The following is a 13219-nucleotide window of genomic DNA, read 5'->3' as shown; positions in this document are numbered from 1 at the left end:
AATAATTGGTAAAGATAACAAGACCTCAGAGGCTTTAAAAACCTGTGAGGTCCGTACTAAAAATTATTTATATTGATAACAATTTACAACTTAAGGAATCAAGATTTTTTTAGTGGTTTTTGTGTTTCTTGTTTCTACTTCAAAAAGGTAAATACCTGTTTGTAGGTTTACGGGCTGCACTATTCTGCTTATATCAGAATCTACTTTTAAAGTGTTTATATTCTGACCTAATACGCTATAAATTCTTATGTTTTTGATGAATCTATTTCCATTATTAGAGATAACGAAAGTCTTAAGATTGTCATCATAATACATTAACAAGTCATTTTCTAAAGTATTTTCATTTATAGAAAGTGCTTCTGGTGTTTCAAAAACAATTTCAAAACGATTATTAATAACACCTGGATCTACAGTTGCTAAATAATTCCCCGCTCTTAAATTGTGATAACTATCATTATCCTTCAAATAAATATCTCTATCGGTAGGAACATTTTCTAATGTATCAATACTAATCTCAATGATTCCACCTTGGCTAGTTTTCACAGATAAAGGTAAAATTGTCGTGTTTAAAATGGCGTCTACACCTTGAATAAGATAGCTTTCGTCTTCTATCTTCCAGAACATATCTTCAATATTATCTTCATTTAATTCGCCATCAAAACCCCAATCTATGCCTGAAGTCGCGTTTTCATCGACTGTTAATAATAATTGACGTTTATAATTATTAGGCGATTTGTAGCCAATTCTAAATTTTGGACGTGTATCTTCTAATGCTTGTGCCTCAACAATTTCAGAATCAAACCTCAAAAACATGGAGTTAATTCCCACGTCTTCTTTCACAAAGCCACGTTGCCCATTATTAAATGTTACCGTTCCTCCATTTTGAGCTTCTACAAAGAACCCCTGTGCGATAGGTATATATTGTTTTGGTGTTCTTGAGGCTGTGTCATTTCCAACTAAAGGTGGTGTAGAGCCAGAAAGATTATATAAACCATATCCACCTTCATATTCGCTTGAGTAATGAGAATCCCCATCGTAATGTTCCCAAAAATAAAGCGTACCTGTAATGACGTTTTCATTATCTAAAATAAATTGATAACCGTCAATTGCAGAAGGATATGGGTTTCCTATTAAATATTCATTTCCTGAAAATAAATCACGTTCAATTTCTCCATTATTGGGTTTTCCGCTAAACACATAATTTTGATTACTTGTTTGCGAATTAGCACTTGTACCTTTCATGGTATAACCCAGACCGACACTTAGTTCTTGACTCGGTGTTATTTGTTGCCAATCTGAGTATGTATTTGCAGGTAAATTTTCATATTTATACATCCAACGCTTAGCAATTTGCATAGGTGATATTCCGCCATCATAACCCGAAACAAATGCAATATTAGCAGGGTTATCAGAATCAGTACCATCATATAAAACCTCTTGAACGCTAAAACTCGCTGTTAAATCTACAGGAGCATTACTAGCAGCATTACTTGAGTGTACCGGAGATGACCAATAATTATAAGCATATAAATTAGCCGTTCCTTGTTGGTCTCGTTCTAATTTTGCAGTATTAGAAACGTATAATTCACTGCCTTTTGTTTGAATTAATTGAGATTCACCTTCTAAATCAATACTACCATCTAATTTTAAATACCAACTGTTGAATAACCCACTGTCGCCTTGAATAGAAAACTCTTTTTCAGCATCTACAAGAAGCCCTAGAGTTCCTTGTGATGTTGCTACATTTAAATTGTGTTTAACATGTATAATAGCAATATTATCTATTTGGTCTGCTTTAGTTGTAATATCCCAAACTGAACCATTTAGCCAAGTAGCTTGTTCTGTCCACTCACCAGCTGCCTTTGTTATATAAGGTAAAGGTGCCGTTTGTGGGTTGATTTTCTTAATATTATATAATCGTATTCCTGCAGTATCTCGATTGTCTGGATCTGTTTTTTTGTTATCTAAAACATCATCTTGAAAGCCATCCATTTTATAATAACGAACTAAACTACCATTGATATCGTCTGAAATTACCTTTGGAATAATTTTCCCTTGATTAAAACTTTCATTTTCATCGAGCTCTTGATAAACCATACGCTGTATTTCTTGCTCACTTAACGCTCGATCAAAAACACGTACCTCATCTATTTCTCCTTTAAAATAATTTGTGTTATTTGCACGTGCTCCAATTCTAAATTTAGTGCCATCATTAATAACTCTTCCAGAATCAAGAGAATCTATTTTTACTCCATTAACATAAAGTATTGTGTTACCAGCAGTTGTTGTTGCCGCAATATGTGTCCATATATCATCAACAATCTCATCTCCTGTTAAGTTTTCACCATTAATCTTAACTCTAATTTTTCCATTGTCATTTATTCTTATATAGAATTTATTTTGACCAACAACTTGTTGATGTGTTTCTTCAATATTTAAACCAGTATCCTTTTTCACAAAAGCCATAATAGTAGCATCTGTTTCACTTAACACTGTATCTTCCTCCACATAATCATTACGGCCATCAAAATATAAACTGTAGGAATTATTTAAATTTCTAGGTGATCCAAACACAGTGTCGTCTCCATCTCTAGAATCTGAAATACCGTCTCCATCGGCATCTGTTGTGTCATCAATAACACCATCGACATCAGCATCTAAAGAAGCATAAATAGTATTTGAAATATTATTAGTATTTAAAACATCATTATATGTATCTAAATAATCTGGAGTGCCATCATTATCAGAATCAACAGGTAATACGTAACCGTCAGTACCATGACCAATATTATTATCTACTAGAGCTAATAAACCATCACCATCTAAATCACTATTGGCAACAGATGTAAACGGATTTACATTATCTGTACCGTCACCAACGCCATTACCTGAAACATCTACATCTCCAAATCCATCATATTCTAGACTGTCAAAAACACCATCATTATCACTATCTAAATCTAAATAGTCTGGTACATCATCGTTATCCATGTCTATTAAGGTTAATCCATCCTCGTAATCATCATGAACGCCATTTTTATTTTCATCGACCCAAGTTTGAGAATCGTATACTGTAGCATTTTGATTAATATCTCTGCCTATTAAACCTAGTTCTACTACATTAGGCACCCCATCATTATCATCATCTATATCTAAAGTATCAGGAACACCATCGGCATCTGAGTCGCAAAGTATTTGCTTTACATAAATATCATCGATAGCTAAATCGTTACCTAAACCGCCATAACTAACATTACTTAACTCCACTGTAAACTGCGAATAAGATGACGTAAAACTTGACGTAACCTCTACCCAATCTCCCGCTGGACTTGTTGGGTTTAATTCTCCTGAAGTTACTGACTCAATAACACCTCCGTTGGGTTCATAAATCGTTATTTTAACATTTGGCTTTACTCTATTACCACCAGCATCATTTCGATCTAAGTTTAGCGCATAAAAACCAAATTGAATTGGAACATTAGGATTTACTCCGGTAATATATTGACTATAAAATACACCCGGCTCTTCATCTACATTAAATATCGCCATACGTCCAGTAGTATCATCTGGAGTATGATCTTCACCTCTGTACCAGTAACCGTCTGCCCAATCAGCTACATTATTTGCTGAATAATTCACGGTATATTCACCATCATTTACGCTTGTAGGATTATATTGTGAATAACAGTTACTACCAGAACCATCCTCAAAACAATAAGTAGTTGTAGCTCCTGAATTAATTCCATCTATCTCTATACGATTTGTACCAGAACCAAAATCTTCATAAAAAAACAATAAATCTGTGGTAGTTGATGAAGCACTATCATTACAACGACCGCTTTCATCTACATCTAAAATACCATCGTTATCATCATCGAGATCTACTACATCTGAAACACCATCGCCATCCGTATCTGCAAAAAGATAGCTTCCTTCTCCTTCAATAGTAAAGGTAAATGGGGCTTCTAAAGCATCTGAATTGACAGAAACAATAGCAGAAATATTCTCATCTATTGATGGGTCAAAACCTATAACAAAAGAAGTAGATTCTCCTGCTCCTATTACCGTTTCTGAAGGTTGAGTAATTACAGTAAATTCTGTAGAGCCACTTAAAGAAATATAAGGAGAGCTTAAGTTCAAATCTAAATTACCTTCATTAATAATTACAAAAGTTCTTTCTAAAGCACCAGAACCTATGTCAAAAACTCCAAAATTGGTGTAATTAGAGGCTAATGTTGTCGTTGCTCCATTGGAGATAGGGTTATCATTACCGTAAATAGCGATTTCTGGATTCTGACTACCTTCTCCTATTACGACTGTGTAATCTTCTACTTCCCCACTATTATAAACATAATCGCAAGACGTAAATTCCTCTCCTTCAGTAATATCACGCAACCCAATCCGCATTCTTGTATTTCCAGCTTCTGCACTAGATGGAACCGTAAAACTTATGGGAACATTGACACTGGTTGCACCATAATTTTGAAAAGGAAAAACAAATTTCTCTCCAGAATCATCTAAACTACCATTTTGATTAAAATCTACCCATACAATGATTTCATGTAAATCGGCTGAAGTATTCCAAGAATTTAGCTCAACAGTTACCATTCCATTTTCAACATTTCCGCTAGACAAATTTGTTGACTCGGTTGAAGAATAATTATAGTAGCCTCCTGTTGATCCGCTTGAACTCTTATTGATAGTCCCAAAATCAACATTAGAAATATAATAAGTCCAATAATTAATTATAGATTCTGGTTCACAATAGGTTAATACTACTGACTCACTAACAACAAATGTATAATTCTCAACTTCACCAGGAATATTATTAAAATTACAAGATGTGTAATTTTCATAAACCGTTGTATTTATTAAACCAAATCTAATTACCGTGTTACCTGTGGTTGCCATTTCTGGTACTGTAATACTTATAGGGATTGTTAATAAATCACCATTAGTACTGCCCATAAAATCATGAATAAAGACTTCTTCTTGATCATCAAAATCTCCGTCTTGATTAAAATCCACCCAAATAGCTAACTGTCCATTATTACTCTCTGGACTCTCATAATCATTAAGCTGAACGGTAACCTCTCCATTTACCAGTTCCCCTTGCTCTGCTACCGCAATATTAACATAATCGGTTTCATTTCCAGTTTCTGCATCGTCTATACCTGTTGTGTTGTTTATTCCTCCAAAATTAACATTAGTAATATAGTACTCATTATAACCGGCGACATCTTCAACTTCACAATAATCATAACCTACTACATCTTCACTTAAACTAGAGGTTAAATACACATCATCTATATAGATTATTTCTTGTCCTCCTGATGAGTTAGCTTCCAATTCTAATTTAAATTTAAAAGTAGTTGCAACATCTGGCACATTTAAAATAAAAGGATTATTATAAGAAGTTCCATTGTTATTCGGTGAACCAAAATCTACTTCTCCACTTCCTCCCTGAACTAAAATAACCGTGGTGGCTACACCATCTATATAATAAACTAGATTTACTTTATCACCAGATTTCAATTTATTATTGGTTGCATAAGCCAAAGAAAATTGCACATCAGTTTTATTAGAAATATTAACTTCATTAAATTCTACGAAATCGGTATACGTATAATAATCTACAATACTCAAACTCTTAGAAGAAGCACCATACTTTTCATTTGAATAAATTACGGCACCATTATTAACAGTTGCTGTAAAACCCCAATTATCGTCTGACTCTAATACTGCGATTCCAATAGGGTTAGCATTATTAGCAACAGCATAATAACTCTGTGTATTAATAAATTCATTTTTAACTATTGTTTCCCTATTTTCAGACGAAGTAGAATTCTGTGCAAATACCCCAAAGGAAATACAATTTATTACAAAAAATAGTTTCCAATTATTTTTTTTAAACATAGTGATTCTCGTTGCATATTGATTATTAAACAATTAGATAAAATCAATATTTATTTGAATCAAACATAGTTAAAAAAACAGCAATAAACACGATTAAGTGCTGTTTTTTTACGATTAAGTGCTGTTTTTATCGTTTGAAGGTATAAATGAAAATTACACCAAAAAACCAACCAAATCTTCAATCTTAGAAATCAATTGAATTTTAATAACCGTATTCTTCAAGGCTATTTTATTATATTTTGAAACAAAAATGGTACTAAACCCTAATTTTTCAGCTTCTAAAATACGTTGTTCTACACGTTGCACCGGACGAATTTCTCCGGACAAACCAACTTCTGCAGCAAAACAATAATCACTTTGTAAAGCGACATCTTCGTTTGAAGACAAAATGGCTGCCACTACAGCTAAATCTATAGCTGGATCATCAACGGTAATACCGCCTGTGATATTTAAGAATACATCCTTAGATCCCAAGCGGAAACCGGCGCGTTTTTCTAAAACCGCCAATAACATGTTTAAACGTTTAGCATTAAAACCGGTAGCAGAGCGCTGTGGAGTTCCATAAACCGCCGTACTTACTAAAGCCTGTACTTCAATCATTAAAGGACGTAACCCTTCTAAAGTCGCAGCAATTGCATTTCCCGAAAGCTCTTCGTCCTTTTCTGAAATTAGTATTTCAGAAGGGTTAGATACTTCGCGTAAACCTGAACCTTGCATTTCATAAATACCCAATTCATTAGTTGACCCAAATCTGTTTTTATTAGCTCTAAGAATTCTGAATACATGGTTTCGGTCGCCCTCAAATTGCAAAACCGTATCAACCATGTGTTCTAAAATTTTTGGCCCAGCAATAGTGCCGTCTTTGGTAATATGACCAATTAGTAAAACTGGCGTAGAGGTTTCTTTCGCAAATTTTATAAGTTCAGTGGTGCATTCTTTAATCTGAGAAATACTGCCAGCTGAAGATTCTATATAATCACTATGTAAAGTCTGAATAGAATCTATGACCACAATATCTGGCTCTAAAGCTTCTATTTGCTTGAATATATTTTGAGTTTTAGTTTCGGTAAGAATATAGCAATTGCTGTTGCTTGGATTAATACGTTCGGCACGCATTTTAATTTGTTTCTGACTTTCCTCACCAGACACATAAAGTGTTTTATATGCTAAATTTAAGGCCACCTGCAGCAAAAGTGTACTCTTACCTATACCTGGTTCTCCTCCTAAAAGTGTGAGTGAGCCATGAACCATGCCGCCACCAAGCACACGATTAAACTCCCCATCGCGCATATCGAGACGCGCTTCTTGAGACGTATCAATATCATTAATCAATAAGGGTTTTGACACCCGTTTAGACGTTTTAGTTGGCGTTTTCCAATCGCTTTTTTCTGGTTTTTGAATGACTTCTTCGGCAATAGTGTTCCATTCTTTACAAGAGGTACATTGTCCTTGCCATTTGGCATATTGACTGCCACAATTCTGACAAAAAAAGGTTGTTTTTACTTTAGCCATATTTATTTTCCGATAAGACGGAAATCTCTTTAATTATAAATATGACAAAATTAAAACAATTTTAATGGATGTCTTTAAAACAACTTATAATTGCCAAAATTTTAAGTGTTGCCAGTTTTGAATGCCAATTATAAAACAGATACAATTTTGTTTTATGATATAACGCTTCAAATAAATGATCTGTAGATAGTCTGTATTTTCTATTCTTCGCCATCATCTTCATCTTCTATTTCTTCATCTAAATCTACCACAGTTAATTCATCTATTTTAGAGAAAATATACTCTCTATTAATATGGCTCACATCATTTAAAGTTAAGGCAGATTCATAGAGCTTTTTTGCTTTCTTAGTTTTACCAAAGCCTTCTGCTGATTGTGCTAAATAATAGGTTCCCAATAAAGATTCTGGATGAAGTTTGTTTGCTAAATCGCCTAATTTAGTTAGTGACTTTAAATCTTCACGTTGCTCAGCAATTTGTGCCACTTTCTCTATTTCATCTTCACTAATTTCCTTTTTAATCCCGAATAATTTTTCAATACGATCGTAGCGATCTGTTAAATAACGATCTAAAGTTCCTTCGTATGGCAATACTTTTTCTTCAAGCTCCTTTTCTCTTAGAGGATTGTAGATATCAAAAATCTTTTCAAACGAACTTGAAATTGCTGCTGTTACTAATGTGTAATGGGTTTCGTTTTCAAAATCATCAAAATAATAGGTGACATTATGATTATCAACATCTTTAAGTTGAGCATCTGTTGTTAGAATATGTTGACGTACTTGTGGAATATCTTTTTCTGAGGTTGCCATGTAATAAAAAATATCATCTTTAAAAAGTGACAATCGTTTAGATATAAAATTGTTTAACGACCCTGTAAAATCTGGGCTAATACAGACATACGCCTGAAAATCAAGTTCTTTTTTAAACAAATAAGAATTAATAAAATTACCCATTTGATCATGAGCTACAGCGATTCTAAACCGACTTGTTTTATAATTATCATCTATATACGGTAATAATTCCTCGGAAACAAAATCGTGAAATCGAAGTCCAGATTCTGTAGGCAAACCAGTAACAGGATCAAAATACGCATCGTAAAAACGATTTTCACCTTGCATTACACCTACTACGATAGAGCTTGGCATATTATCAAAATAAGTTTGAAAATCTACCTGACCTGCAACAGGCTCAAATAGGTAGTCACCATCAAAAACAACAATTACTGGGTATTTTTCTTCGCCGTTAGAATCATAATCTTTAGGCAACTTTATTTTCAATTTACGCTCTGAACTGAGACGTGATGAAGAAATTTCTTTATAAGTAACTTGCGAAAACGATGAAACGTAGGTAATACAAGCAAGAACTAATAGAATAGTTTTTCTCATAATTAAGTATATTTAGATTTGGGACTCCAAACATACTAAATTATCGCTAAGCTGTCAATTTTTTTCGATGAAATACACTTAATCGTTTAAAGCTTCTTGTGTATCGTACATTTTTTCGAGAATAATTTCTTTATCAACAAACTGCGAAGGCTGTAAAAGTAAACCGGCTTTATACTGCAATAAAGCTTTTTTTAGATTACCAATTTTCTCGTAGTACATCCCTAAATAGTATGAACTTAACATGGACTCAGGGAATTTTTTCTTCACTAATTTGGCTAAATCTTCTAAAGAATCTAAATCATCTTTTTTGTTGCTAGCTGCTGCAATTGCCCTGATATCGTTTTCTATTAAGTTTTTTTCAAAACCATAAAAATATTCAATATCATCATATTTTTTTATCAAATAATCATAAGGAGAGCCTTCAAAGGTGAGTACTTTTTCGTTATATTCTTTAGAATTAATCGGTTTGTAAAGTCCAAAAATCTCACTTAATGCTCTTGGAATTCCCCTACCTACAAGTCCGTAATGATTAGCATCCTCAAAATCATCAAACTTATAAATTAATTTTTCGTTCGTTATTGTTGAAAGTGTTGCATCTGCCTCTAGTGCTGAAGTTCGTAAGGCCTTAATATCAGCATCTGCAGTAGCTAAGTAATAAAAGGTTTCTTGGGTTAATATTGCCAATCGCTGCTCTAAACGAGCAACCATTTCTGGTGCAAACTCAGGACTAAAAGCCACATAAGCTCTAAAAATAGGTTCATCTTTAAAAAGATAATAGTTAATAAAGTTCGCACTTAAATCATGACCGAAAATAATTCTGAAATTAGAGGCATTATAGTTATTTTCTATATAAGGTAATAGCTCTGCCGCTAAAAACTCATAGAATTCAGCACCTGTTCCTATAGGAAAGTGGGTGTCTTCATGATAGAAAAAATCATCTTCCCTTGTACTTGACTGATTAACCCCCACAACAATACAATCTGGAATATCCTCCCAATAAGATTGATAATCAATATTCCCCGTAATAGGCTCAAATAAATAATCACCGTCTAAGGCTATGATTAATGGGTAAGTTCGTTTTTCTTCGGGATTATAATTTCTTGGTAATTGAATTTTTAAGTCTCTAGCTTCGCCAAGCTTTTCAGAGTCAATAGTTTTATATATCGCTTGAGCCTGCATGTTTAACACACTAAAAAAAGCAATCAGAAGTACGTAAAGATTCTTCATATCTAAATAAAAATTTAAGGCAAGGTAAAAAATATTTCTATACAGTTGTTTTCTTTCTGTTGTAAATAGGTAAGTATAATAACGATAAGCCACCTAACATAATAATAACCAAGGTTTGGGTAGACCAGATAATCCAACCAAAAGCTCTGCTTGGATCTTCTGCCATGGCAAATAATGAAAAGGCAATAACAATAGCTTCTGGATATGAACCGATACCACCATTGGTTGCCGCTATACTAAAACTAGCCAGTATAAAACCAATGAGTACAGCGGCAATAGAAATATGTTGTAATTCTGGTAAAGCATAGGTGGTAACATAAAACATAAGCACATACATGAGCCATATAAAAAAGGTATGCCCTATAAAAGCCCATTTATTTTTCATTTTGAAAATACTCAACGCGCCTTCTGTAAGTCCAAAAACAAATCCCTTTACCTTTAAAGCGAACTGAGAATTACTCTTTTTTATAAAAAGAAATAAAATCAACGCCAAAAGCAATAAAGCTGATCCCGCGATTAGTAATGTTGAAGGATTAAATTTTGAAGCAAAAAACTCATATATAAATTCAAACTCTAAAATAAATGCAATTGCAATTATTAAAAGTAACATTAGCGTGTCTGCGATGCGTTCTGCAACAATGGTTCCAAACCCCTTATCAAAAGGTATGTTTTCATAGTTGGTTAAAATAGACGCACGTGCTATTTCTCCTGCTCTAGGGATTGTGAAATTTATAAGATAGGCCGCATAAACCGCCATAAGACTATTGGCAAATTTAGGCTTAAAACCTAAGGGCTCTGCCATATACAACCAACGATAGGCTCTAGAAACATGACTCAGCACTCCTAAAAAAACACCAAATATTATCCAACTATAATCAGCATCTTTAAAATACTGTACTAATACCGGAATGGAAATTTTAGACAAAGAATACCAAACAAGTCCTACACCTAAGAGTAAAGGCAGTACTATTTTTAGGATGGATTTTGGTTTATTCAACTTCATATTCCATTATAGGTTAAAATGGAATTATTTTAGAAGATTGGTCGCTTCATCGGGGAATACTAAACTTGGCTTAAATACTTTTGCTTTCTCTATATCCATTAGCGCATAAGTGATAAGAATTAGAGTGTCACCAACAGCAACTTTCCGTGCTGCAGCGCCGTTAAGCGTTATTTCACCACTATTTCTAGGTCCAGGAATACAATACGTTTCCAAACGCTCACCATTGTCATTGTTAACAATCTGAACTTTTTCACCTTGAATAATATTAGCGGCTTCCATTAAATCTTCATCTATGGTTATACTTCCAATGTAGTTAAGGTCTGCACCTGTAACTTTTACGCGATGAATTTTTGATTTTACGACTTGAATTTGCATGCTACAAAGGTAATTAATTTAAAGCGATATTATCTATTAATCTTATATCACCTGCATATACAGCTATAAACGCTCTATATGACTTATTATCCCGAAAATTATCGGAAGCTGTTTGTTTTATTGGTTTTAAGGTCGCTATATCTGCAATATTAAAATACTCCAACTTTAATAATGGTTGCTTTTTAAATTGCTCATAAACCCATTCCGTAACATCTTTAGCACTTTCTGTGCCAAACTTGAGTTTGGCAGTCGTTAAAGTTTCATAAATAAATGGCGCTATGTTACGATGCACTGGTGTTAACCTTTCATTTCTAGAACTCATTGCTAAACCATCTTCTGCTCTATGAATTGGGCATCCAATCACTTCTACAGACAAACTATACAATTCAACTAACTTTCTAATAATTTGTAATTGCTGAAAATCTTTTTCCCCAAAATAAGCCCTATCAGGCGTTACAATCTCAAACAAACGCTTTACAATAGTGCCCACACCATCAAAATGCCCATCTCTAAAAGCCCCTTCCATTTCATGCTCTAAGCCTTCAAATGAAAAATGTTGTGATTCTACCTGATTGCCGTAAATATCATCCTCTGTAGGTGCATAAATAATAATCTGGTCGTTACTTAGAGTTTTCAACAATGCTATATCGGCCTCTAAAGTCCTGGGATAGGTGTTTAAATCTTCTTTATTATCAAATTGGGTAGGATTCACAAAGACACTAACAACAACTATATCGTTATCAACCAGCCCTTTACGGACAAGCGACAAGTGACCATTGTGTAATGCTCCCATTGTTGGAACAAACCCAATGGTATTTCCATTGGCTTTTAATGTTCCTATAAAATTTGATAGTTCGGTTTTATTCTGAAAGTTCTTCAATGGTGTAACAAAAGTTTAACGCATGCAAACATAATATAATACTGGCAATCTGCACAAATTTTTGTAATTTTGCATGTTTTTTACTACTAATTTCAAAAGCACCAGATTTATGAAAGATAAACGAATATTGTATGTGTCCTCAGAAGTTGTCCCATATTTACCAGAAACTGAAATCTCTTCAATGTCCTTTGAAGCACCTAGAATGGTAAACAAACAAGGAGGCCAGATTAGAATATTTATGCCTCGCTTTGGAAATATTAATGAACGACGGCATCAGCTACACGAAGTTATTCGACTTTCTGGAATCAACCTAGTCATTAATGATTTAGATATGCCTTTGATCATTAAAGTGGCTTCTATCCCTAAAGAACGTATTCAAGTTTATTTCATAGACAACGAAGACTACTTTAAAAGGAAAGCGACTTTAACCGATGAAAACGGAAAATTATTTTCAGACAATGATGAGCGTGCTATTTTCTTCGCTAAAGGTGTGATAGAAACGGTTAAAAAACTGAACTGGGCTCCAGATATTATCCATGTTAATGGGTGGTTAGCATCGCTTTTACCTTTATACCTAAAAGAGTTTTATAAAACAGAACCTTTATTTACAGAAAGTAAAATTGTTACCTCTGTATACAATCAAACTTTTGAAGGTACGTTAGATAAAGACATGCTTAACAAAGTGAGTTTTGATGGCTTAGATGCCGAAACTACAAAACCTTTAGAAGAGCCTAATTATATTAATTTAATGAAAGTTGCTATAGATAATTCTGATGCCATCATTAGAGGTTCAGAAGAATTACCAGAAGAATTAGATACTTATATAAACGACCTATCAAAACCTGTTTTAGATTATTATTCTATTGAAGAATTTGCAGATCCATATACAGATTTTTACAACAATACTGTACTGAACAGCTAATA

At 33.6% G+C, this 13219-nt stretch carries 8 protein-coding genes; 1 reads left to right on the top strand and 7 read right to left on the bottom strand.

Features of this window, described 5'->3' with window-relative positions; genetic code table 11:
• Positions 1-90 precede the first annotated feature (90 nt).
• From HM982_RS09665 to panC, 7 genes are all read right to left on the bottom strand, one after another.
• On the bottom strand, positions 91-5916 hold the full coding sequence (locus HM982_RS09665; protein ID WP_179352958.1) for a GEVED domain-containing protein: 5826 nt from the start codon (positions 5914-5916) through the stop codon (positions 91-93).
• Positions 5917-6069: 153 nt separating this feature from the next.
• Positions 6070-7428 (bottom strand): DNA repair protein RadA, encoded by a 1359-nt coding sequence (radA, locus tag HM982_RS09660; protein WP_179352957.1) that lies wholly within the window; start codon positions 7426-7428, stop codon positions 6070-6072.
• Positions 7429-7628: 200 nt separating this feature from the next.
• A complete protein-coding gene (locus tag HM982_RS09655) occupies positions 7629-8810 on the bottom strand; it encodes an alpha/beta hydrolase-fold protein (protein ID WP_179352956.1) in 1182 nt (393 codons plus the stop codon).
• Positions 8811-8888: 78 nt separating this feature from the next.
• Entirely contained in the window at positions 8889-10037 is a 1149-nt protein-coding gene (locus HM982_RS09650) for an alpha/beta hydrolase (protein ID WP_179352955.1), read from the bottom strand.
• Between the two features lie 37 nt (positions 10038-10074).
• The gene (locus HM982_RS09645) at positions 10075-11034 is read right to left on the bottom strand and encodes a lysylphosphatidylglycerol synthase transmembrane domain-containing protein (RefSeq protein WP_394354352.1); all 960 of its coding nucleotides are present in this window, start codon (positions 11032-11034) and stop codon (positions 10075-10077) included.
• Positions 11035-11064: 30 nt separating this feature from the next.
• A complete protein-coding gene (gene panD, locus HM982_RS09640) occupies positions 11065-11415 on the bottom strand; it encodes an aspartate 1-decarboxylase (RefSeq protein ID WP_179352953.1) in 351 nt (116 codons plus the stop codon).
• A gap of 13 nt (positions 11416-11428) precedes the next feature.
• Positions 11429-12295, bottom strand: coding sequence for a pantoate--beta-alanine ligase (gene panC, locus HM982_RS09635; protein WP_179352952.1), 867 nt, complete (start codon positions 12293-12295; stop codon positions 11429-11431).
• A 109-nt stretch (positions 12296-12404) separates the two neighbouring features.
• On the opposite strand from panC, the gene HM982_RS09630 reads away from it, so the two are divergent.
• On the top strand, positions 12405-13217 hold the full coding sequence (locus HM982_RS09630) for a glycogen/starch synthase (protein WP_179352951.1): 813 nt from the start codon (positions 12405-12407) through the stop codon (positions 13215-13217).
• Positions 13218-13219: the final 2 nt, after the last annotated feature.

Origin of the sequence: Winogradskyella vidalii (assembly GCF_013403955.1) — a bacterium.
Lineage (GTDB): Bacteria > Bacteroidota > Bacteroidia > Flavobacteriales > Flavobacteriaceae > Winogradskyella > Winogradskyella vidalii.
The sequence above is the reverse complement of the archived record's forward strand: the minus strand, read 5'-3'. Positions and strand labels throughout refer to the sequence as shown.

Coding starts and splice junctions, on each gene's coding strand:
- HM982_RS09665 (WP_179352958.1), bottom strand. CDS start 5,916: ATGTTTAAAAAAAATAATTGGAAACTATTTTTTGTAATAAATTGTATT.
- radA (WP_179352957.1), bottom strand. CDS start 7,428: ATGGCTAAAGTAAAAACAACCTTTTTTTGTCAGAATTGTGGCAGTCAA.
- HM982_RS09655 (WP_179352956.1), bottom strand. CDS start 8,810: ATGAGAAAAACTATTCTATTAGTTCTTGCTTGTATTACCTACGTTTCA.
- HM982_RS09650 (WP_179352955.1), bottom strand. CDS start 10,037: ATGAAGAATCTTTACGTACTTCTGATTGCTTTTTTTAGTGTGTTAAAC.
- panD (WP_179352953.1), bottom strand. CDS start 11,415: ATGCAAATTCAAGTCGTAAAATCAAAAATTCATCGCGTAAAAGTTACA.
- HM982_RS09630 (WP_179352951.1), top strand. CDS start 12,405: ATGAAAGATAAACGAATATTGTATGTGTCCTCAGAAGTTGTCCCATAT.